This is a genomic window from Aquimarina sp. AU119, assembly GCF_900312735.1.
In the GTDB taxonomy this organism is placed as follows: domain Bacteria; phylum Bacteroidota; class Bacteroidia; order Flavobacteriales; family Flavobacteriaceae; genus Aquimarina; species Aquimarina algiphila.
Genome location: NZ_OMPF01000021.1, coordinates 108815 through 132827, shown reverse-complemented (window position 1 = coordinate 132827; position 24013 = coordinate 108815). Strand labels below are relative to the sequence as shown.

At 33.2% G+C, this 24013-nt stretch carries 16 protein-coding genes; 3 read left to right on the top strand and 13 right to left on the bottom strand.

The window, feature by feature from the left end:
* Positions 1 to 74: 74 nt before the first annotated feature.
* Entirely contained in the window at positions 75 to 224 is a 150-nt protein-coding gene (locus tag DK442_RS28260) for a hypothetical protein (protein WP_160114233.1), read from the top strand.
* Between the two features lie 46 nt (positions 225 to 270).
* Here DK442_RS28260 and DK442_RS17235 read toward each other — a convergent pair whose 3' ends face one another.
* From DK442_RS17235 to DK442_RS17180, 12 genes are all read right to left on the bottom strand, one after another.
* Entirely contained in the window at positions 271 to 696 is a 426-nt protein-coding gene (locus tag DK442_RS17235) for a hypothetical protein (protein WP_109437143.1), read from the bottom strand.
* Positions 644 to 4279 carry a DUF6443 domain-containing protein gene (locus tag DK442_RS17230; protein ID WP_109437142.1) on the bottom strand — a complete coding sequence of 1212 codons (3636 nt, stop codon included), beginning with the start codon at positions 4277 to 4279 and terminating at the stop codon, positions 644 to 646. Before DK442_RS17230 ends, DK442_RS17235 begins: the two co-directional genes overlap by 53 nt.
* An 8-nt stretch (positions 4280 to 4287) precedes the next feature.
* Positions 4288 to 7692, bottom strand: a complete 3405-nt coding sequence (locus tag DK442_RS17225) for a hypothetical protein (protein WP_109437141.1) — start codon at positions 7690 to 7692, stop codon at positions 4288 to 4290.
* Between the two features lie 434 nt (positions 7693 to 8126).
* The gene (locus tag DK442_RS17220; RefSeq protein ID WP_109437140.1) at positions 8127 to 8396 is read right to left on the bottom strand and encodes a hypothetical protein; all 270 of its coding nucleotides are present in this window, start codon (positions 8394 to 8396) and stop codon (positions 8127 to 8129) included.
* Entirely contained in the window at positions 8389 to 8829 is a 441-nt protein-coding gene (locus tag DK442_RS17215) for a hypothetical protein (RefSeq protein ID WP_109437139.1), read from the bottom strand. Before DK442_RS17215 ends, DK442_RS17220 begins: the two co-directional genes overlap by 8 nt.
* A 146-nt stretch (positions 8830 to 8975) precedes the next feature.
* The gene (locus tag DK442_RS17210) at positions 8976 to 9503 is read right to left on the bottom strand and encodes a hypothetical protein (RefSeq protein ID WP_109437138.1); all 528 of its coding nucleotides are present in this window, start codon (positions 9501 to 9503) and stop codon (positions 8976 to 8978) included.
* Between the two features lie 58 nt (positions 9504 to 9561).
* On the bottom strand, positions 9562 to 11007 hold the full coding sequence (locus DK442_RS17205) for a serine hydrolase (protein ID WP_109437137.1): 1446 nt from the start codon (positions 11005 to 11007) through the stop codon (positions 9562 to 9564).
* Positions 11008 to 11026: 19 nt separating this feature from the next.
* Positions 11027 to 13885 carry a pitrilysin family protein gene (locus tag DK442_RS17200; RefSeq protein WP_109437136.1) on the bottom strand — a complete coding sequence of 953 codons (2859 nt, stop codon included), beginning with the start codon at positions 13883 to 13885 and terminating at the stop codon, positions 11027 to 11029.
* Positions 13886 to 13934: 49 nt separating this feature from the next.
* Entirely contained in the window at positions 13935 to 14381 is a 447-nt protein-coding gene (locus DK442_RS17195) for a tRNA (cytidine(34)-2'-O)-methyltransferase (protein WP_109437135.1), read from the bottom strand.
* Between the two features lie 12 nt (positions 14382 to 14393).
* Positions 14394 to 15107, bottom strand: a complete 714-nt coding sequence (locus DK442_RS17190; RefSeq protein ID WP_109437134.1) for a hypothetical protein — start codon at positions 15105 to 15107, stop codon at positions 14394 to 14396.
* A gap of 94 nt (positions 15108 to 15201) precedes the next feature.
* On the bottom strand, positions 15202 to 17376 hold the full coding sequence (locus tag DK442_RS17185; RefSeq protein ID WP_109437133.1) for a M3 family metallopeptidase: 2175 nt from the start codon (positions 17374 to 17376) through the stop codon (positions 15202 to 15204).
* Between the two features lie 13 nt (positions 17377 to 17389).
* Positions 17390 to 19870, bottom strand: a complete 2481-nt coding sequence (locus tag DK442_RS17180) for a M14 family metallopeptidase (RefSeq protein ID WP_109437132.1) — start codon at positions 19868 to 19870, stop codon at positions 17390 to 17392.
* Between the two features lie 126 nt (positions 19871 to 19996).
* On the opposite strand from DK442_RS17180, the gene bshC reads away from it, so the two are divergent.
* Entirely contained in the window at positions 19997 to 21592 is a 1596-nt protein-coding gene (gene bshC / locus DK442_RS17175; protein ID WP_109437131.1) for a bacillithiol biosynthesis cysteine-adding enzyme BshC, read from the top strand.
* Positions 21593 to 21712: 120 nt separating this feature from the next.
* On the opposite strand, the gene DK442_RS17170 is transcribed toward bshC, so the two are convergent.
* Complete coding sequence (locus DK442_RS17170; protein WP_109437130.1) at positions 21713 to 22258, bottom strand: pyridoxamine 5'-phosphate oxidase family protein; 546 nt, start codon at positions 22256 to 22258, stop codon at positions 21713 to 21715.
* A gap of 196 nt (positions 22259 to 22454) precedes the next feature.
* Here DK442_RS17170 and guaA point away from each other — a divergent pair, with 196 nt between their 5' ends.
* Complete coding sequence (gene guaA, locus DK442_RS17165) at positions 22455 to 23984, top strand: glutamine-hydrolyzing GMP synthase (RefSeq protein WP_109437129.1); 1530 nt, start codon at positions 22455 to 22457, stop codon at positions 23982 to 23984.
* Positions 23985 to 24013 lie beyond the last annotated feature (29 nt).

Below are 24013 nucleotides of genomic sequence, written 5' to 3'. Positions count from 1 at the left end.
CACAAATAACGTTTTAAACATCTAAGTTTTTTCATTTTGCCTTACAAAATGAAAAAATCCACAACATTTCTGCTGTGGACTTAGTATCATTTATTTATTACTCTTACCGCTTACCCATTGACGCCACTAGAAAAATTCTAGTGGTAGCGATCACTCTAGCGGCAGCATGGGACATTATCGATATGGCAATTGGATATCATAAAGGTAAAAAAGCATACTCATAAGAAACAACTCATTGCCGAGTGGCTTATATTTTTTTAAATCTATTTTTTATTTTAATAAACCAAGTTGTTTTTCCAAACCAATTAATATTAATTCTTCCTTTTCTCCTTTATAATAATGCATTTTCTTGGAGTTATGTTTTAAAGTAAAAGAAAAAGTTGATTTTGGTAATTCATTAGCTAAAACATCATACGGTAAAGCGGAATAAGTTGTATCCTTAGTTATAAATGATATTTTATCAATATCTAAATTTCTTAAAATTTCATTTCTTTTTTTATCATTCTCTATCAATAAATACAGCCCTCCTTTTTCAATATAAAAAGAATATTTTTTTACCGAAATTACTTTAGTTTCAGATAGAAAGTTGATTTCTTTTAACTTATAATTATTACTAACCGTTTTTGAACAGCTACTAATTAAATTACCTATTAGGATTATAGTTATGATAAGTCGGTTGTATTTTATTATCTGCATTATATCTTTGATTTACTTCGCTTAATTTTAATACTTCTGGTTTAGTGTTAATTCCATCTTTAGAGTAAACATATACAGTGCCATTTTTACTTTTTCCATAATATAACACAGAATGTTTCCCGCCAAAGTCAATTACAGTTGTTCCAAATTCTGCATCATCTAAAGAATCTACTTGTTCAAAAGAATCTCGAGCAGTTCCTCTAGCTAAAGGATTATAAAATACCTGAGTACCAGCAGTCTCAGGAGTAATCTCTTTTCCTTGAGCACCTGCTAAACAAGAGCCTCCGCAATTATATAAATCATTTACTCTATCTGGATTGATTTCATTGTTAGGATCATTAATTTGCTCCCTTGTTGGGCCATTAGATCTTTCGATTGACCTTGTCATATTATTATCCACACTTAACGTCTGTCCTTCAACTACAGCAGCATCAGTTTCAACATAGTTTTCTCTTTCTAATTTCTGGTTATCAATTAAATCACTAGCATCATTCTCAGATATATTTAGATGTGTAGCTAAAGTTGCAGCATTATCACCTTTTTCAGCTATAAGATTACCGTCTTGATCTGGAACCCAATAAGCCGCCATACCATTAGGATCTATAAACATTAATGGGCTATCAAAAGCATAGTTATACGGAGAGTGTCTTCTCATCTGATCGGCAAGTGGATCAATATTCATCCAACGTCCTAACGAAGCGTCATAATTCCTTGCACCAAAATCTAACCATTCTCCAAGTTCATCCTGTTCTTCTTTTCCATTGTACCCATAGTTATGTTCTCTCCCTCTAACAGTAGTATTATATCCAGAATGGGTCATACCGAAGGGGTAGTAGTTTTTCTCTTCTTGTATTTCAAGTTGTGGTGTTGATGTGGTACTTACATCTTTATACGATAATCTAATATTTCCTAAGTGATCTTTAAACTGATATACATAATCAAACCCGTTAGAGTTGTTAGGTTCAGCATACCCTTCTGGATGGTTAAAGAACTCTAGATTACCATTTTTATAGATGTAATTTCCAGCATACTCCGTTTCTATTAAAGAACTTCCACTTGGAGCTATTTTCTTTAATTTTGCTCCAGTAGCGTCGTAAATATAAGTAATATTTCCTGTTCCTACGCTATTACTTATAGAAACTGTTTTGGGTAGATTTAAATGGTTATAGGTAATACCTGTGATGCCTTTATTTTGATCAGTGATCATATTACCATTATCATCATAAGTAAAATCATCATTGGTATTGGTACCATCTTTAAATCCAAAGTTGGTATTTCCTGTATCTATAACACTTAATAATTTATTACCATTATTATAGGTATACCCAAGTGCATCAAGATTTATATAACTAGATGTGTTTTGCCAACCGTTACGAGTAAGTGATAAAACATTTCCCATCTTATCATAGGTCACATTGCTTAAGCTGTATTGGTTGTGAATACTCGCTGCATTTAATATGCGGTTTAAAGCATCGTATCCATATCCATAGGCTCGTTTGGTATTGTCATTAGCTGTTTTCCAAATGGTTTCACTTATATTACCATTGTATAATGGAGTTGCTCCCAGATCATAATCGTCTTCTTCTGGGTCATAATAATCCTCTGTTGGCCTATCATAATTAATCCTAAAGGCAAACAAATCGTTTCCTAGAGTATTTACATCATTTATTCCTATAAGCCAACCTCGAATGTTGTAGGTGTAGTTAACATTCTGCAATGGTGAGATTACTTCACTGCTGTTCGCAGTGCCTCCAACATTCTTTTTGATGAGTAGTCCTAGCTTGTCATACTCGTTATTTACAATCTGCTCTGTATTCTGGGTATTGATCTTTTGAGTTTGTTTTAGAGCTCTACCTATATGATCATAAGTGAATTTATCTACTGTTACTATAGCAGGATTACTACCCTTAATATGTCGGGTAGTGGTTTCTTCAATTTTCCCCACAAAATCTAACTTAGTTTCTATAATATCCTTGGTGTTTAAGTATTCGTTAACAATAGCTATATAGATAGGTCTAGCTTTCTTATCATGATAAGTTACAGAGGTCGTCCAATTAGAGGTCCCTAAAACTTTTACTTTAGAACCTGTTGCTAAAGATTTTGTTTTATTGCTAACTGCCTGACCATATACTGTTATTGGATTATTAAATATATGATCTTCATTTGCTAAGAACCCGTAATCATCATAATAGTTAATAGTTAACACTTCTGCCGTAGTTGTTTTAGGATACCCTCCATCATTATAATACATAGTTACACTCCCAATACTAGCTTCGTTTGATCTTTCTACCCACAAATTCTCTGCATATGCATTTGCTTCTTCTTGTATCACTTTTCTTTCTCTGTTATCAGCAATCTTTCCTGTGTAAGCTACTCTACCCAAAACATCATACTTGGTAAAGAGCCATAGGTTCTCTTGTTTTAATAAAGCATCTTGTGTAAGTATAGGTTGATCAAGTTTATTATATACTATGTACTCCCATTCTTTTCCAGGAATTTTCTTCTCAATCAATCTATTTCTATAATCGTATTTGTATTGATAACACAGTTCAGCAAGCTCAGTGGTATTTACTCCATCATTGGTGGTTACCTTTGGGGGGATTACATAGGTCAGATTTCCAAAATCATCATAAACGTAGTACGTATCATGCGCTATGTTGTTGTTATAAACTCTTTTTAAAATTATTCGATCTTGTTTATCTGTATATTTTTTGATCGTATGGTCATTGATGTACCTTTGATTAGGTCTCCAGTTTTCATCTTTGGTGATTGTAACATAAAGTTCGCCACCTTTATAATATCCATTTTTTATTAAGGTTGGCGATTGAGTATTATTACCAATAAAGCTTATATCAAAATAAACAACTTCATTATACTGATTATTACTCCAGTCAAATTTGATGGTATGATCGGCATCATTGTTGTAGTTAGCTTTCCATGCTCTTCCCGGGGCACCTTGTTCTGTTACTCGATTTAAAGGAGAAGCTTCAAATACAGATTCTGAATAGGCATTAAAATTAATATGATTTGCCTCTATTCCCGTGAAATCATTTGGATAAGTATTTTTATAATATGCATTAATATCAGTATTAATATTTATGCTTATATATTCTCCTGATACTCCTGTTTGACGTTCAAAAGGTAGATATTGTTTGTTTTGCCTGCCATAATTATCATATTCGATATGGGTGATGATATCTTTTTGATTTGGTGAAGCTATAATTTCGATTTGTTGTTTTGGTCTTCCTAATCCATCAAAGTAGGTGACGCTTTCTATTACATCCTTATTGCTCTGTATAACGTTAGGAGACTCTGCTTGTATTTGGTATACTCTAGTAAAAATATAATTCTCATTACTATTTAAATTGCTTGAGATATAATTTGATTTTATTGAAGCAGAGAAATTGCTACCTGTTTTAATCGATGTATTAGGCTTTAATGTTATACTTTGTGAAGCAGTAAGATCTTCTGATCCCATAATGGTATAATTTCCTTCTTTTACTATGGTAGAAGGAATTTGTGCTTGTACTGTAATACCTACAAAAAGTAAGGCAACAGCGATATATTTAGCTATTGTTATCATGATCTTGATTATTTTTTGTAGTTATACTTATTTTCTGATATTAGATTATCGTCATTGTCTTTTACAAATTCTAATCGATTAAATTCATCATACTCATAAAACATGGTATATCCTCGAGAATCTGTCATACTGGTAACTCCTATATAAGGTATATAGGTATATGTACTTATAAAGGCATTTTCCATCGAAGGACTATTACGAAGTGAATTAATAGAAGCTAGATTAGATTCGTTATAGTTTTTCAATTCATCAATAGAAATATTAAGAGCAGATGCAATCTGTAAGTAGGTGGCGTTTTCTATTTTTGCGATAGGATACATTTTATTATAGCCCCATATGTAGCTTATTCGAGATCCATTTGCCTTAGAAATCTCTAAAGGATTGGCCATTTCATCATAATCATAAAAAATAATACGTTTTTCTAATGCTTGTGTATTTTTTGAGGATTGTATAAATTGAGGAAGAATCAAATCGTTACCCCAATTTTTGAAAGTAATATTAGAAGTAGTCAATTTTTCTTCTTGATCATTGGTAATAATAAACTTTTCGCTTTTTATTGGTATTGCAATTTTATGTTGATTTATAAGATTAGTCATCCCTAGATCGTGTGGATAGTAATATTTTGTTTTTAACGTTTTACGATTGCTGTTTCTAACTTCATTACGAGTTACTTGATAATGGTCTGAATTGTCATAGTAATAATTCACTTTAGTCACTAATTCATCCTCATCATTGTCCGGATAAAGCTTTTCTACACGACTACTTTCTAACTTTTTATGGACTCTAAACAATGAGTATTGCTGGGTGTTATAAAAGTTTTTTGAAGATTGATGTTTAGCTATATTCGAAAACGGTGGTGGGCAACCATATTCTACTCTTTCAAAATGTCCCCCGTTGGAATTGGTAACATTGGCTACACATACATTAACCTTAGTTTCTTCTTTATTAAAAAACACCCCATTTAAGCTAATAATTCTTTCTATAACATCCTCTTTGTATATATTTATAGTACGCTCCTGAAGCTCTTTATTTTTATCGTACTTACGGATTTCTTTAATTTCTCCACTAAGGACATTGGGTTGAATTGCATTTTGTGCTCCGTCCCAAACTAGCTGTTGAGGGTTATAAAACTCATATTCTGTAACTCCTATTAAGGCTTCTTCTTCGTTTAATCTACTAGCAGTAATTTCACTTACATTCGAGTATGAACATTCATAATCTATTATGGTAGATCTATTTCTGGAATAGATATTATATATTTGATCATCTCGAAATTCCCCATTTATAAATTGTGTTTGAAGGTAACTGTCAAAGAAAACCACTGGTTGAAATATAGGATCATCATATTTATATTTTTTAATAATAGCTGGAGAATCATTTTGAGTATATGAAATTATTTTTTGCACTCTTAGTCCTCCTATATTTATAGGCGGAAGTTCTATAGGGATATCAAAATTCAAAGAGAGATTTATTCCTTTTTGATTGTTCATTAATAAAACATGATAGGTACTCTCTGTATCCAGATTTAGATTAAAAGTACTTGTCCCTGTAATATTATAACCATACCTAATCAAATTACTTTGATCACCAGCGCTAATTTTGTTTTGTATTTCACAAAATGTTAAAGGAGATGTGTTTTTGTAAATACAATAAAAACTAAAAGGTACTATACTAGTGGTAGCTTGACCATTTTTGGTTACATAAAACCTAACTGATATTTTTTCACTATCAGTAATAGATCCGGTAACAAATCTTCTGTTAATTTTATTTGGCATTTCATCATTGTCATACTCATATTCATCATCTTCATCTTGATTCCCATCTTCATTACAATAGAAATCGAGATTAGGGTTTCCGACAATTGTATTTCCATCCAGACTGTAGCGATGTTCTTCTACTGATGATTGAGATCTTTGATTCAATTCATAGAAAAAATCTGTATGACCTCCTGTTGGGTAGTGTAATCTTTTTAAAATACCTTTTTGAGTATATGATAAAACGGATTCTCTCCTGGCTCCATTATATGATATAGGGAAACTTGTCGAATTTATTTTTGGTACCAAATGGCTATTTCCTTTACCATTATTATATCCAAGAAGATCCTGAGAGTTTGATATTGTAGATGGTAGGTTATTTGGATCTTCATATTCAAACTTAAATTGTTTATCGACAACAGATAGATTATCATCATAAAATTTAATAGCATCTAGTTTTAAGCGTACATGATTTTGATGAAAAGGAGTATTTATATGTTCTAGATAATTTGTTGTAGTAAAATAAGACTGTTCAAAATTAACTTTTATCTTTTTAGGGTTCGTATGTATAGTAATTCTTGATAGCCTTTTTTTTCCCTTTACATCAACCCTATCATCTATAGATGATGTTGTAATAATTGTTTTGTTATTATGTTTAATTGAAGCTAATTCAAATTGTTTTATTGAATAATGATTACTATTTATTGTTGTAGTAGTAACCTGGGTATTAATTTGAGCACCAAAATCGTTATATACTGGGATTATACTTTTTGTTTGATTGGGAATTAGATATCTGTCATTATCCCAATATTTACCCAAAGAATAAATGAAATCGAAAGTATCTTGTTTATTTTGCGAAATTATTTTAGTTAAGTACCATGCAGAAGTATATCCATCAGTGTATTCATTGGTAAATGATGATACAGAGTGTCTAGTTTCCTCTTTCGCATTAAAAAAATATTGCACTCCATTTTTATCAACTATTTTCCACGAGTTAATATTGGTTTTTGAACCAGAATAAGTAACCTCTACATCAGGTTTATCTAAACAAAACACCCTATATTTCCCATTACTTAATGTTGTGTCATAATCTATTCCTACAGTTCCAGAAAACCCATTGACACTAAACTTAAAAACATCCGCTTCAAGGTCGATTCTATCTTTTTCATAACTTGATATTATATTTCTTCTTACATTAAGAGCTTCTCTTGTATCATATACTCCATGCATACTTGGGTGACTTTGAATTTGATTTAATTCACTACGAATATTTTCAATATTTAAACTTCCGCTGCCATCGGGACGACCATTTACTACTCTGGTAACTATACCACCTGCATTAAGATTCCAACCCAAACCAACCCAAGTAGCTAATTGTTCTACTTTTATGCCTCCTGCATCATAAGTTAAATTTATAGGAATGTTCATTTCTTTACCCTGTATATTATAAATAGGAACATTAATGTTAGGTTTTCCAACAAACATATTTACCTTAACATCTCCGTATCTTTGAAAAGCAAAGGCTTCTGGAGAAAGTGGAGCTACTTGCGGTAAGATAAAAGGGATGTCAGGTTGGTCTTCACCATCGTCTTGACTCCAAGAAAACTGAAATAATAGAAGATGAATAATAATGAGTTTAAATAAAAAAATGTTTTTCATAAAAGTGATTTTGTAATTATTTTCATTTTTCTTGCACCAAATCAAAGGCCATATAGAATGTTAAAATGATGCAATTTGTTTTCCTAGTGCAAGATTAATGAAAGCCAGTTTCATTTTTCGGGACTGGGTGAAATGACAGTGTTAATTAATAGTTAAAAACCATAAGTAATATGTATTGGTTTAGGAGTGCAGTACTACAGAAATACTAATGCGGTATCAATATTCCTTTCAGCACAATTTTTTATCGACCATCGGCATACCTCTACTCATCAGCGCATACGGGTGCCTACTCAGCGCACTAGGTGTATCGATCAGCGGTATAATGGCTACCTCCAGCGCAGAGGTAAAACCAACCCGCGCACCAAGGAAAGGCTTCAGCGGCGCGCTGGGACCCCCTAACCCGATGCGCGGGTCAGTCATAGTAAGAGGTAGCCTTATCTACGTTTGTATCTACTTATATATCCTTTGTAACGTTCGGGATCTTTTCTAAAGGCATATTTGCCGGTATCTCTGATTTCATCCAAAGCTTCTTTTAGATGTGTAAAAGCTCTATCTCGTACATCTTTGGCTTTAGAATTGTCTAAAGTAGCTCCGTTGGCCTTTGCCAGTAGTTCTGCAAGGTGATCAGATTTTTGTCCTGCAATATCAAAGTTTCTAAGATCGTATTTTACTTTTTCCAGTTCTGGTATATTCGCCTTACCCAAAAACACTGATATCCATTAGATCCTGTATCATATCAGCATCGCCTTCTCCATCCGCAATAGCACGTACACGGGCTAATAAATCAGAACGCTTTCTGAAGGCAAATCGTAAATCAGCTAATAAATCGTTTCTAAATTCATAAGCTTTAGGAGATTCTTCTCTCCATGTTTTTAAAGCTTCTTCTTGACTGTAGCGTTCTTTCATCCAAACCGCTTGCGCATATCGACATGCTCCTACACGAACTGGTAGATCCTCTGTATATGTTTCCCAATCCAACCCTTTACTCTCAAGAATCATCTTATCCTCTTGTGCCCATACAAATAAGTTTTCTGCTTCTTGCAGGGTAGTATCAACAGGAGTTGTTGGTGCCTTTACATCTTTTTGTGGTAAGCTTTCTAGTAAACTTAACTTTGTGTCATAATTTTCTTTTGACATAATTATATATTGTTATAGATTAATAATCTACAAGGATAGCGTATGCCAGTTTCGTTTTTTGAAACTGGGAAAAGGAGCCATGTTAATTAGAAGTTAAAAAATGTGGTCGATTTTAAGTGGTTTCTCTTGTGGTAGTGATGTTAATTTTATTGACATTCATTTTTATCCAAATGCATTAAAATTTTTCTCACTTTGGATTTGATGGAAGCACTTTCAGTTTGTATAGCATTTTGACAGAGTACTCTAAGCTCTTGTTTATATTCAGGGATATGTTTTGTTACTTCATAAAACCCTTGATACCCCCAAGCTCGGACAAACTTTTTTTCACTAATAATACATGCTCTTACAAACAGATCCAAAGTATTAATAACGGAAGTACTAATGAGAACTTTTGGGAGTAATTGTAGTATATGTAATTTGGATTCCCAATTTTTTAACTGAGTACTATTGCCTAGTAGTTCATTTATCAAATGTTGTGGGAGCTCTTTTTTATGATCGTAATGATGCTTAATAAGCCAGGTAGTAGCAGTTTGAAGTGCTGTGTTATTATATGTAATGTTTACTAAGGATTCAAAAAATGAAATATCATGATGGTTATGGTCATAACAGGCTATTAAGTAATCGGTATGAATACCATCCCATTTTTTTAGAATATGGATAAGATTACTTTCCATTTTTATATTGACATCAGATTACTTTAATCAACTCTTTTATGATTGATAGAGTAATGTACTATTTTTTTGTAAACTTATATTCGTCATCCCAAACAACCGAAAAGTTTTCTTTTTCTTCCTTTATAAATTCTACATATTTACCATAGGTAATATCAATAAATTTGGTATTGGATAATGCTCGAAGAGGATAAGTTGTAGTATTGCTAAGATCACTCATGATCAGGTGATCACCATCTTTTTTAATTTCAACAGTTATGATTTCATGGTTCTTATTACCGATGTAAGTACCTAAATATTTGTTTTTTGTATCTGAAGGAATTTTTATTATTTTAATCTTTTTTGGAAGTATAATATCCCAGGAATTAAGTTCACATAAGCCTCTTAGAATTTCTCGAAATAAATCCTCTCCATTATCAGAGTTGGTGGTCATAATAATGCCATCGCCAGTATATGGGTACATCACCATATAACTAAAAAAACCAGCAATTCTTCCGCTATGCGAAAAACTAAAATAATCATCTTTTCCTCTTAGGTCAAGCCCCAGACCATATTTATCGCCTTCCATCAATTCATTTGCAGAACCTCTTGAAATATTCCCTTCTTCTGTAGTTAATGATTTTTGAAGTGCTATACACATTTTTGCTAAATCAGAAGGGGTGGTCCATAATCCTGCAGAAGTCTTTCTCGGCGTATTATGCCAATAGCCTTTCCTCACTTTTCCTTTTGTAGTGTAGGAATAGGAGTATTCGATATTGTTCTTATTTGGTAAAATGGTCTCAAAAGTACTATGAATCATTCCTAGAGGTTCTAGTACATTTTCTTTTGCCAAATCAGCAAAAGGGCTACCTGTAATATCTTCTAATACCTTTTGAACAATTGAATATCCAGGATTAGAATAATTATATACTGTTCCTGGTATGGTATCCATAGAAAATCCGGGATTGTTTCCAATACCATTAAGAGTCTCGTCTAAACTGGGAAGTCTTTCTGTTGTAGTATACCCACTGGCATTAAAATTTGAAACTCCGGCAGTATGATTGAGTAACATTCTCAGTGTTATTGAAGCTTTACTGGTAAAATCATTTTCTGGTAGCTCCCAGGATTTTAGATAAGTGCGAATATCTTCGTCAAGGTCTAATATGCACTGATCTCTTAGTTGTATTGTTGTCAGCCCAGTGATCGATTTACTAATCGAAGCCACTTGAAATCTAGTATTTTGATCAACGACTATATGATCTTCTTTTCTGGCGTAACCATATCCTTTTACCAAGTCTATTTTCCCATCCTTGATAGTGGTTATACTAACTCCTGGGATATTATAATGCTTCATTCTATCTAAAATATTGTAATAACGAGGTTCAGAAATCACTTGAACCATGGGAAGCAAATGATCCTCAAATAATAAATTTTGAGGATCGTTATTACGTTTCTTGGTTTTAGAACAAGAACAAAATAATAGCATGATAGTAAACAGAATAGTCGAATATATTACTAGTGATTTCATCTGTTTACATTTTGTCGCTTTAGTCCTTTATCTTATCATTGTTTTGGTTTAACAAAATCGGAGTGCCAAAACCTAATTGTTCTAATTTCTTTAATTGTGTTTTGGCATCACCTACTACTAGGTATGTCATTTTGTTAGGATTAAGATATTTATTAGCCAACTGTTTAATTTCTTCTACAGTCATATTATTTACAATAGATTCTCGTTGGGTAACATAATCTTTTGGATATTGAAAAGAACTAATGTTAAGTAACATATTCAATTTAGAGTTTAAAGTCTCAAAGGCTCTGGCGTTGCTTTTTATTAAAGAGCTTTTTGTGATTTCTAAATCATCTTGATTATAGTTTTTACCGTAATTATTAAGAATCTGTTTAATCAACTCTGCAGATTCATAAGTAACATTGGATCGCACACCACTTGATATTCTAAATGGTCCTGGGATAGTACTACCAGAAAATCTAGAACGTATACCATAGGTGTATCCTTTACCTTCACGCAATTGTTGTGTCAACTGAGAGGCAAAACCCCCACCTCCTAATCGATAGTTCATAACTTGTGCAGGATAATAATCAGTATCTGTAGCAGCCAGGGCAGGATATCCAAATCGTAATTGTGATTGTTTTGCATCCGGGACATCATAAAAATATACTTTGGACTGTTCTGGAGCTTTAGGTGTGTCTATATCTGGAAATCTAACTTCTTTAGTTTGCCAATTATTATTGAGCATTGCTAACGAGTTTTTTACTTGAGAACTTGTAATATCTCCTACGATAAGCATCTTAGTAATGCTAGGTGAAATATTTTGGTTATAGTATTGTTTAAGATCATCAATAGTTATAGACATGACAGATGCTTCTGTGCCTAAATTATCATGAGAAAGAATATGACCTTCTCCATAAATAAGTTTAGCATATTGGTTGTTTGCAATATTTCTAGGGCTAGCTTTTCCTTGTTGAATTTCACTAATAACACTTTGCTGAAGTAATCCAAACTCTTTGACATCCCATCTGGGTTGCAGGATCATTTCTTCTATCAAGCGTATGGTCTTGTCATAATTTTTGGAAAGAGTACTACCTTGTATTACTATGTTTTCATTTCCTCCCGAGATTGTAATAAATGCACCAAGGCTTTCGATCGCATTTTCGAGCTCTTCTGGAGTTTTATTTTGTGTTCCTTTAGTCATTAGTCGTGCTAGGAGGTTGGATACACCAATTTTGTCTGACTTTTCTAATAATAATCCTCCTCTGATATTCATTCTAAATTGAACAAGTGGTACTTCACTATTTTGAATTCCGTATACCTCTAGTCCTGAACTAAGATTTTCTTGCCATAATTCAGGTATTTTGACCTCTGGACTTTCTCCATATGGAGGCTCTAGAGAAAGATCAAAAGAAGAAGGTGTTTTCTCATATTCTGCAGTAATGCTAGCATCAAAAGTTTCTTCAGCTCCTTCAACGATTTTCTCTTCCACAACTTCAGCAAGTGTCGAATTATTAAGTATTAAGTCGGTCTTACCAATAGGAACAAAACTGGTGGCAATATAATGCTTGTCTTTAATGTACAGGTTATATACTCTAGTAATGTCATCAATAGTTACTGCCAGTATATTTTGCACATCCTGATTAATAAAGCCAGGATCTCCAGCAAAGATTTCATACTGTGCTAATTGAAACCCTTTACCGAGTACACTGGATAATCTGTTATAAAAAGCGGTTTCTTGACCAGCTTTTATACGATCCAAATCTTGTTGAGAAATACCCTCGGTTTCAAATTTAGTAAAAGCTGTTTTAATTGCTTTATCAACATCGTTTAAGTTCGTTTTTTCAAAACCACGAATAATTAATTCATACTGCCCAGCTAATTCTGATCCAGCATTATACATGGTAACCTCAGAAGTTAATTGCTTTTCTTCTACTAATACTTTATAGAAAGGAGCTTTTTTTCCTTCAGAAAGATAACTGGTTAATACTTGTAGAGGGTAAGAGTCAGGATGATATACTGGAACCGTAGGCCATGTCATGGTTAATTGTGGAAGTCGTGCAAAATTATCTTCATAATATAATTTTTTGGTTTCGTTCAAGATCGCAGGACGTTTTTCGAGGGTTGGAATGTCTTTTCCTCTTTTAATCTCATCAAAGTATTTATGTACCCATTCTTTTGCCTGATCAGCATCAAAATCTCCTGCAATTGTTAGTGTTACATTATTAGGAACATACCAACGGTTATAAAAATCTTTTACATCTTGTAATGTTGCGTTCTGTAGATCCTCGAGAGATCCTATTACTTGCCAGCTGTATGGATGATCTGCAGGATACATGTTTTTGTCAATTATATAATCAACATGTCCATAAGGACGATTGTCGATACTTTGACGTTTTTCATTCTTAACTACTTGTTTTTCTTTAGCCAAAACAGGGTCGGTAACAGTATTAATGAAGAACCCTAGTTTATCAGCTTCTGCCCAGATCATCTTTTCAAGGGCATCCTTAGGGACAGTTTGGTAATAATTAGTTCGATCTCTGCTTGTAGAACCATTTGCCCCGGATCCTCCAATACGTGCGCTCATTTTATCTAATCCACCTTTTCCCAGATTTTCTGATTCCAGAAAAAGTAAATGCTCAAATAAGTGAGCAAAACCAGTTCTTCCTTCGATTTCACGAGCAGAACCAACATGTGCAGTTAATGCTACTGCAACTACAGGATCAGATGTATCTCTATGAAAAATAACTTGTAACCCGTTGTCAAGTGTAAACTTCTCAAAATCTACATTAAATTCCTTGTTTTTGATTGCTTGTGTTTTGGGTTCTGGATCTTTTTTACAAGAGATCAGTATTCCTGAAAGGAGTACGATTGTAAATAGAAATTTTATTGTTTTCATGATTGATAAATTAAGATGATTTTTTTACTTAGAAATAATGTAATGTCAACTAAGGTCTTAATGCCTCATATATTACGATACTTACAGCATTTGCAAGGTTTAAACTTCTAATGTGGTCATTATATATCGGAATTTTATAGGTTCTATCAAGATTAGCTTGAGTAATATTTTGTGGGAGACCTACAGACTCTTTTCCAAATATCAGGAACATATCATCTTCATAATCTACAGACCAATGGTCAGCTTCTCCATGACTAGAGAAAAACGCCATCTTTTTATTTTTATGAATGGCAAAAAAGTCCTCAATATTTTCATATATATTTAGAGAGAGGTGTTTCCAATAATCTAGTCCTGCTCGTTTTACCCTCTTGTCACTTAGCTCAAATCCAAACGGTTTTACTAAGTGTAAATTTGATCCCGAGGCCAAGCTTAATCGACCAATATTACCAGTATTTGTAGGGATTTCGGGTTCTATTAAAACAATGTTATATGGCATTCTTTATGGTTCTTATTTGTTTTTATGAGAATTTGAATTGTTTAAAATAATGAGTTTTTGCCATATTTTTCTGCTTAATCCAGTAGTTAGAATCTCAATTTCGTTAACTGCTCTAACGACTTTTTCATCGGGTAGGCTTTGTGAATATAACGCAGCTACTTTGCCAACTAAGGCTGTTGCTTCTGAGCAATAATCCAGGTATCTCTGAAGCTGAAAAGGGGTAAAAGAACGTTTTGGTGAGTTTTCTGTTGCAGATTCTGATAGGTCAGTAACATTGGGATCTTTTGTTAGTTGGTGCATATCAATTACATGTGCAATGACTCTAAGTTCATTAAGAGATTTTAATGCACGTTTCATTTTTAACCTCGACTCTAAAGAGACCAGAAAGAAGATGGCAGCGCCTAATAAAATGATATCATTAAAAATAGCTTCAGATATCGTAACCACATTGGCAAGTGTAGTTTTTCCAAGTTTTAGATCAATATAGGTAATGCTATAAACTAAACCTCCTAAACCAATCAATATAATCAAATACGAAAAAACTCTAAGTGTTATATTAGGAGATGAAATCCATTCGATATTTTGTTTGGTCTTTTGAGTTGTATTCAAAAATTGCAGACATAATGTATTGAGTCCTGAATTTGGAAATCGATCGGCTACTCTTTTTTCTAGTAAATCGATTGTCTTAATGATTTTATCAGGTTCGAGACGTATACTATCATTCATAAGTGTAAAGTATTCAAAAATCTAAATTACAAAAAAAGCACACGTTACATTCTGTTAAGAACGCAAGTGCGCTTTTTTTTAGAATATTTTCTATTTAAGATTTCGGAACAGGAAATCCTCTATCTTTCATTAATGCTTCAATTTTTGCATCACGTCCTCTAAACTTTTGATAAGCTTCTGCTGGATCCATTGCATTACGAGGTGCAAAAAGATACTTTACTAATTTAGCAGCTACTTCTTTGTCATAGAATCCACCTGGTGCTTCTGCAAAAGCTTCTGCAGCATCAGAAGTAAGTACATCGGCCCACATATATCCGTAGTATGCAGTGGCATATCCTTCACCAGAAAATACGTGTCCAAAATGAGGTGTGCGATGACGCATCACCAATTCTTTGGGCATGTTTAGTGATGTTAATGTTTCTTTTTCAAAAGCATCAACATCAATATTTGATGGATCTGCCAAATGAAATTTCATATCCATTAGGGCAGAGGCTAGGTATTCTGTAGTAGCAAACCCTTGATTAAAAGTTGCCGCTTTTTTAATTTTTTCAACCAATGCTTTTGGCATAGGTTCTCCCGTTTTATAATGTACTAAGTAGTTATCAATCACTTTATCTGTAGATAACCAGCGCTCTAATAATTGAGACTGAAACTCTGTGTAATCACGTACGCCACCATTAAGGGTTGGGTATCTTACCTCTGAAGAAAAGAAGTGTAGTGCATGTCCAAATTCATGGAAAAAAGTAGTGGCATCATCCCAGGATACTAAAACAGCTTCTCCTGGAGCCGGCTTCACAAAATTAGAATTATTAGACCCTAGTACAGTCTTTTTTCCATCAAAAGTGGTGTGGCTTCTATACGTGTTTGCCCAAGCTCCAGATCTTTTTCCGGTTCTGGCAAATGGATCCAAATACCATAAGCCAATATGTTCTCCAGAAGTTTTATCATTTACTTCCCATACTTTTACATCTTCATGAAAAACAGGAACCTTACCTTCTTCAACAGGTGTGAATTTGAAATTAAATAACTCACCAGCAACAAAAAACATAGCCTCTCTTAATTTATCTAATTGTAAGTACTGTTTTACTTCATCAGAATCGAGATCATATTTCTTTTTTCTTACTTTTTCAGCGTAATAACGATAATCCCAAGGTTCTATGGTAATATTATCTTTGTTTGCATTAGCCACAGCTTGCATATCGGCTACTTCTTCTTTTACTCTGGCTATAGCAGCAGGCCAAACGGCATTCATTAATTTCATTGCATTTTCCGGATTCTTCGCCATACGATTTTGTAATCTCCAGTCTGCATAATTATCATATCCTAGTAATGCGACACGTTCTTTTCTTAATTTCAGAATTTTGGCAATATTTTCATTATTATCCTTATCATCCCCATTGTCTCCTCTGGAATAGTAATTTTTCCATACTTTTTCACGCAAGTCACGCTCATCAGAATAGGTAAGGAAAGGATCCATAGAAGATCTGGTATTGGTTACAGCATATTTACCTTCTTGCCCTCTATCTGTAGCAGCTTTTGCATATGCATTAATTAAAGGTTCTGATAAACCACTTAATTGATCTTTTGTAAGATAGGTTACATACCCTTCTTCATCAGCTAAAATATTATTAGAGAAATTAGTGTATATTCCAGAAAGTTCTTTATTGATCGCAGCATAACGCTTCTTTTTTTCTTCATCTAATTCTGCTCCATTCATAGCAAAGCCTTCGTACGTTAACTGTACCACTCTTTGCTGATCAGCTTCCAGAGGTGTTTTTAATGAATTGTCATATACTGCTTTGACACGTTGAAATAACTTCTCATTTTGAGAAATTTTAGAATTAAATTCAGACAATTTAGGAGCCATTTCCTTCTGGACTTCTCTAAATTCTGGCGAGGACATATTACCGCTTAAAATCCCATAATATGTAAATACCCGACTTAATTCTGCTCCGGATTTTTCTAATGGAATGATTGTGTTTTCAAAAGTAGGAGCTTCAGTGTTATTAGCAATCTCATCAATTTCTTTGAGATTAAGTTCCATTCCTTTTTCAAGAGCCGGTTTTATATCGGCAACTGTCATTTTATCAAATGCAGGAGTACCACCATATGGTCCTGTCCATTCTTTTAATAAAACATTTGCGGTCTCTTCTGTTTCTTTTGTTGTTTCGGTTTCCACAGGTTCTTTCTTTTGATTACAACTTGTCATAAGTACAATAGCAGATAGTGCTACTGTTTTAAAAGTTGTAGAGAGTTGTGAGTTAATCATGACTATTCAATTTTTAAATTCTAAACTTGTTATTGTTAGCAAAGAAGATAGCGTTTACAAAGAAAAGCTTTCCATTTTCCCAAAAGGATCTAAATAATGGATTATCTACCATATAGATAATACTTCCACTACCGATTTGAGACTCTCCAAAGACAAGAGAGTTATTTAGGTTTTTTAGGGCATCTTTTCCTGCAAATCCAGATACACTTTGTGGCTGTTCTATGTAGGCTATATTATAACCATCCTTAAGAAATTTATAAGAATTACTTCCTAGTTTTAGACTAAAATACGTATCGTCATATCCAAAAGCCATAGGATGGGATGGATCTACTTTTGTTTTAAAAATACTTCCTGTAATAAAATCTTTGACACTTTTACGTTCTCGTTGATCATAAGGAATAAGATTGCCTATAGAATCCTTATCTTTTTCACTTGCTTCATTTTTCTTAAGGTCAAAACCTTCTTTATCAGCAAAAACACTTACCGCGTTAGCAATAGCAATTACTTTTCCACCGCTACGCACCCATTTTTTTATTTTATCCAACGTGGTTTTATCGAGATATCCATTATAATACCCGTTTGGCATAATGAGCACGTCATATTTACTAAGGTCGATTCTTTTGAAATATTTGGTATCAATGGAAGTAATAGGAAATTTTAGTTGTTGTTCAAAGAAATGCCATATTTCTCCATAACTTAAAGATGAAGTATAATCACCTTTTAATACTGCAATTTTTTGATTATTAATTAGTTTTACTTCTGGAGATCCAAAATCTACGCCATTGCCAGAGAAACTTGTAGGAGTGGTATAGAGTTTACGATAATGTTTGTTAGCAATGTCAACTACTATTTGATCATAATTTTTAGTTTTACGATTATCACTTTTTGTAATAATTAAGCTCCCTTTTTTAAAGCTTTCGGTACCATTTGTAAAATCTTTTTCACTAAAACGTACCCTGATATTATGTTGCAATAAATCAGCCATAAAAGAAGCATCCTCAATACTATTCCACTTGCTTATATATCCAGCTCCAGAAGAAGATACGGTATTGTTTATAGTAGTAGTCTTTTTGTTTCCATTAGCAGCAATTAATGAAGTTGACGCAATGGCATCTAACCCGTATGCATGAGGAATACTCCAGGCGGTAATATCATAGGTAAGAGGATTGCTTAATTTTGCATCGGGTTCAAAGAGCACCTTTACCATTTTTCCTTTGGGTTGATTTACGCTTACTACTAATGCTCCATTACCATTAATACTACCTGCTTTATTTTCTTTAAAGTTAAATCCTGAAATTTTTGCAGTATTAGAGAATCCATATTTAATTTCATGTTTATCCAATAAATTTGTCAGCGCATTAATTTTGTCGGCTTTTCCAGTTAGAACATAACTCTTATATTTTAAATTAGAATTCTCAAAGAATTTCTTAAACTCAGTAGTTAATTTTTCTACATTTTTAGATGCAATTTCGATTGTTGATAACCCGGTTGTTGTATGATGTAAAGCTCTGTCTTTAAGAGTTAAGACATAGCCTTCATCAGTTTGAATACCTAATCCGGCACGTCCATGACCCGCTTGTTCATAAGTCATTCCGATTGCTCCCATAAAAGTTGGGTAAGTATCTCCATAACTTGGATATAATAAATCAAAGCGTTCTCTCGTATAGAACAGCCAGCCTTCTGCATCAAAGTACCTGGCATGATTCTTACCAATTTGTGTTTGAAAATCTCTTTGCCAGGGTGTTATAATTTCGTGAAAAGGTTCTGCTGCAGGAGCAAAATAGTAAGGCTCATTAATACCTTGTTCATGAAAATCTACATGTACATGAGGCATCCAGGTATTGTATACTTTTAAACGCTGTTGCGATTCTACTTGAGTAGCCCAAGCCCAATCCCTATTAAGATCAAATAAATAATGGTTAGGTCTTCCTCCTGGCCAAGGTTCATTATGTTCTGTAGCCAATTGATCTACGTTATATGGTGTTGCTTTTACCTGATTATACCAGTTTGCGTATCGATCACGACCATCGGGATTAATACAAGGGTCTATAATAACCACTGTGTTTTGTAACCAGGATGTCTTTTTGGTAATAAGTTCATAGATAGTTTGCATTGCAGCTTCTGTACTAGAAGCCTCATTTCCGTGTACATTATAACTAAGCCAAACAATAGCGGTTTGGGGTGAAGCCGTACCTTCTGCTATTCCTGCATTTCTGAGGTTATCTAATCTGATGTTCTCAATATTATTAATGTTCTCTTCAGAAGAAATGATAGCATATGTTAATGGTCTGCGTTCATTAGTTTTTCCATAGGTATGATACGTAACCATTTTAGAATGATCAGCAACATGGTTGAAATAATTAATTACTTCGGCATGACGTGTAAATTGATCGCCAATTTCATAACCTAAAAATTCTGCCGGAGATTGTAATTTGTTTTGAGAGTAAGTTAAACATGTCGTTACGACAAAGAAAGTGAATATTATTTTTTTCATTGATTGATGATAGTTTTAAAAGGGTAAAATACCGAGTTAAATTTAGGATATAATCTGTATTAACTAAAATTTAGGATTTACAATCACAATCTAATGTATATTTAACCTCTCAAAAAAAACATACGTATGCCTAGTGACTGTATTCCGTTTCGTGATACGAATTACTTTTCATCTCTTATTTGTGATTATTTAGACGAAAAAGCTGAATTACAACCTTTTTATAATCGTTTTCCTAAATTAGAAAACTTCAAAGACCAAATTGAAGAGAAAAAACAATCATTTTCTGATGAGAATAGAAAGATACTTGTTAGTGCATTAGCAAATCAATACAAATCTGTTACAATATCTGAAGCTACTCAGGAAAATGTTGAGTTGCTTAAAACTAAAAATACCTTTACCGTTGTAACAGGACATCAATTAAATCTTTTTACAGGGCCGTTATATTTTTTGTATAAGATTATTTCTACAATAAATCTAACTAAGGTTTTAAAAGAAAAGCATCCAGAAAATAACTTTGTTCCAGTGTATTGGATGGCGACCGAAGATCATGATTTTGATGAGATTAATTATTTTAATCTTTTTGGTAAAAAGATCCAATGGAATCGTAAGGATGGTGGGGCCGTAGGCAGATTTGATACAAAAGGGCTTGATAAAGTTTTAGAGGTTTTTTCTTCGGAAATCGGATTAGGTCGTAATGCAGAACAACTTAAATTACTATTTAAAGAAGCATATTTAGAACACAGCAATCTTACTGAAGCTACCCGTTATTTAGCAAATAGACTTTTTGGAGCGTATGGTTTAGTAATTATTGATGGGGATGATGCAGATTTGAAACAACTTTTTGTTCCATATGTAGAAAAAGAACTGGTAGAACAAGTTTCATATGCTAAAGTTTTACCAAAAACAAAGGAATTAGAATTACAAGGATATAAGGTACAAGTAAACCCCAGAGAAATCAATCTTTTTTACCTAGCAGAAGGTTTAAGAGAACGTATCATAGAAAATGAAGGAAAATATTTTGTTAACGAAACAGATATTTCTTGGAGCAAGAGTGAAATATTAAAAGAACTCTCTGAGTTCCCAGAGAGGTTTAGTCCCAATGTTATGATGAGGCCTTTATATCAAGAGGTTATTTTACCTAACTTATGTTATATTGGTGGAGGTGGTGAATTAGCATATTGGTTTGAATTAAAAGATTATTTTGAAGCTGTTCAGATACCTTTTCCAATGCTTTTACTTCGTAATTCGACACTGATTCAGACTGAAAAACAAGCAGAAAAAATTGAGAAATTAAATGTTTCTGATACAGAATTATTTTTAAAGCAGCATGAATTAATTAATCGCAAAGTGCGTCGTATCTCTAATATAAATATCAATTTTGACCCGCAGCGTAAACATCTTAAAAAACAGTTTGAAGAGATGTATACATTAGCAGAACAAACAGATGTTACTTTTTATAATGCTGTAAAAGCACAAGAAGTAAAACAACTTAAAGGATTGGATGCGTTAGAAAAGAGATTGTTAAAAGCGCAAAAAAGGAAGTTAAGTGATCATGTAAAGCGTTTAACAACAATGCAAAACGAATTGTTTCCTAATCAAAGCTTACAAGAACGTAATACGAACTTTTCTGAATTATATTTAGAATATGGAGAAGATTTGATACCTATGTTGCTAAAGTATCTAGATGCTCTTAAAGGACAGTTTTTGGTTTTGAAAAAGTAAGTAGGTATTAGCTTTTAGATGAACTCATATTTATTAGATATGAGATATTACATTCTAATATGATTTTAACTATGAATCAAACGTATTATGAAATTCCCGATACGATATATTTTATGTAGTTTACGGAACCAGGAACATACCTTTCCAATTTGTGTTTTCTTTTTTAAACAGTACCCTAATATGATTTGGTCGTTTCAAACGTAAATATTCAATACGGTTTGGAATTAATTTGATGACCGAAAAAAAATGCTTCCCTTCTAGATAATCAACTGCTTCAGGATTTTTTATAGCTTTACCTGGGGATAGTTTAGAAGTGTATTCTTTCCTGGAGTTTTGTGGTATTTGATTCCAAATTGATTGTAATTTGGAATCATCAGTAATAATTTTAGCATTAGCTTGTATTGAAATTTGTAATAATCGCTCGGTATCAAAAAATAATAAGCTAACTGCATCATGCTCTTTGATATGATTCATTTTTTCAGACCTTTTGTCTGTATAAAAAATAAGTTGTAGTTGATCATTGGTTTCTCGAAGTACAACGGTACGCATTTTTGGTGTTCCGTTAATATCTGAAGTCGCTAGTGTAAAGTATCTAAAAGGATGGTCCTTATTTTTTGAGGCAGCTTTTAAGTCTCTGATAATTGAAGAAAAGATGATGTCGGGCATGTGCGAATTTTTTTCTTAAAGTTAATCAATTTAATGAGGGAATCAAAAGTAAAAGGATCTGGATAGTATTATGAAAAAGTAGATTATAATGAGGAAAACGATAAGATCTATGCTTTAAAAATAACCTGTTATAAATAAAGTGAAAAATTATTCTATTCAGGATTTCAGGGTTATTAATTTAATTTTATTTTTGCCTATGCAAAACAACGTACTTATTTTAGATTTCGGATCGCAATATACTCAGCTTATTGCACGAAGAGTTAGAGAGTTAAATATATATTGTGAAATTCATCCCTACAATAACTTACCAGATAATGTGTCAGATTTTAAGGCAGTAATCCTTTCTGGTTCACCTTTTTCGGTTAGAGGAGAAGATGCTCCACATCCTGATTTATCAGAAATTCGAGGAAAAAGACCGCTATTGGCAGTGTGTTATGGAGCTCAGTATTTGGCACATTTTAGCGGAGGAGAAGTTGCTCCGTCCAATACAAGAGAATATGGTAGAGCGAATTTATCATTCGTAAAAGGAGGAGAACAGTTTTTTGAAGATATTACAACAGGTTCGCAGGTATGGATGAGTCATAGTGATACAATTAAAAAATTACCTACTAGCGCGATTAAACTGGCAAGTACAGGAGATGTAGAGAATGCGGCATATAGGATTGAAAATGAAGAAACTTATGCAATTCAATTTCACCCTGAAGTATATCACTCTACCGATGGGAAGAAATTATTAGAGAATTTCTTGATTAAGATTGCAAATATTTCACCTGACTGGACGCCAGATTCTTTTGTGGATTCTACTGTAGCAGAGCTGAAAGAAAAAGTAGGTAATGATAAAGTTGTTTTGGGATTAAGCGGAGGTGTCGATTCTACTGTCGCAGCTGTATTACTACATAAAGCTATAGGAGAAAATCTACATTGTATTTTTGTGAATAATGGATTACTTCGTAAAAATGAATTCTCGGCTGTATTAAAACAATACGAGGGGATGGGACTTAATGTAAAAGGAGTGGATGCTTCGGCACGTTTTTTGGATGCGCTTGCAGGAGAAAGTGATCCTGAAGGAAAACGAAAAACTATAGGAAGGATTTTTATTGAAGTATTTGATGATGAATCGCATAAAATAAAAGATGCAAAATGGCTTGGACAAGGAACGATTTATCCTGATGTGATTGAGTCGGTTTCAGTTAATGGACCTTCTGCTACTATAAAATCTCATCATAATGTTGGTGGTTTACCTGACTTTATGAAGCTAAAAGTTGTAGAGCCATTGCGTATGTTGTTTAAAGATGAGGTGAGAAGAGTAGGAGCGTCGATGGGGCTTGATCCAGAATTGTTAGGGAGACATCCTTTTCCAGGCCCGGGATTAGCTATTCGAATTCTAGGGGATATAACACCTGAGAAAGTTTCTGTTTTGCAAGAAGTAGATGCTATTTTTATAAATGGTTTGAAAGAGAATGGACTGTATGATAAAGTCTGGCAGGCAGGAGCAATTCTCTTACCAGTGCAAAGTGTAGGGGTTATGGGAGATGAACGTACTTATGAAAATTGTGTTGCTTTAAGAGCTGTAGAAAGTACCGATGGTATGACTGCTGATTGGGTAAATCTTCCTTATGAATTTTTACAAAATACTTCTAATGCAATAATAAACAGAGTAAAAGGCGTTAATAGAGTAGTATATGATATTAGTTCTAAACCTCCTGCAACCATAGAATGGGAATAAAAGAGTGTTTTAATTCTAATTTTTGAAGT

Coding starts and splice junctions, on each gene's coding strand:
- DK442_RS17235 (WP_109437143.1), bottom strand. CDS start 696: ATGCAGATAATAAAATACAACCGACTTATCATAACTATAATCCTAATA.
- DK442_RS17230 (WP_109437142.1), bottom strand. CDS start 4,279: ATGATAACAATAGCTAAATATATCGCTGTTGCCTTACTTTTTGTAGGT.
- DK442_RS17225 (WP_109437141.1), bottom strand. CDS start 7,692: ATGAAAAACATTTTTTTATTTAAACTCATTATTATTCATCTTCTATTA.
- DK442_RS17215 (WP_109437139.1), bottom strand. CDS start 8,829: ATGTCAAAAGAAAATTATGACACAAAGTTAAGTTTACTAGAAAGCTTA.
- DK442_RS17210 (WP_109437138.1), bottom strand. CDS start 9,503: ATGGAAAGTAATCTTATCCATATTCTAAAAAAATGGGATGGTATTCAT.
- DK442_RS17205 (WP_109437137.1), bottom strand. CDS start 11,007: ATGAAATCACTAGTAATATATTCGACTATTCTGTTTACTATCATGCTA.
- DK442_RS17200 (WP_109437136.1), bottom strand. CDS start 13,885: ATGAAAACAATAAAATTTCTATTTACAATCGTACTCCTTTCAGGAATA.
- DK442_RS17195 (WP_109437135.1), bottom strand. CDS start 14,381: ATGCCATATAACATTGTTTTAATAGAACCCGAAATCCCTACAAATACT.
- DK442_RS17190 (WP_109437134.1), bottom strand. CDS start 15,107: ATGAATGATAGTATACGTCTCGAACCTGATAAAATCATTAAGACAATC.
- DK442_RS17185 (WP_109437133.1), bottom strand. CDS start 17,376: ATGATTAACTCACAACTCTCTACAACTTTTAAAACAGTAGCACTATCT.
- DK442_RS17180 (WP_109437132.1), bottom strand. CDS start 19,870: ATGAAAAAAATAATATTCACTTTCTTTGTCGTAACGACATGTTTAACT.
- bshC (WP_109437131.1), top strand. CDS start 19,997: ATGCCTAGTGACTGTATTCCGTTTCGTGATACGAATTACTTTTCATCT.
- DK442_RS17170 (WP_109437130.1), bottom strand. CDS start 22,258: ATGCCCGACATCATCTTTTCTTCAATTATCAGAGACTTAAAAGCTGCC.
- guaA (WP_109437129.1), top strand. CDS start 22,455: ATGCAAAACAACGTACTTATTTTAGATTTCGGATCGCAATATACTCAG.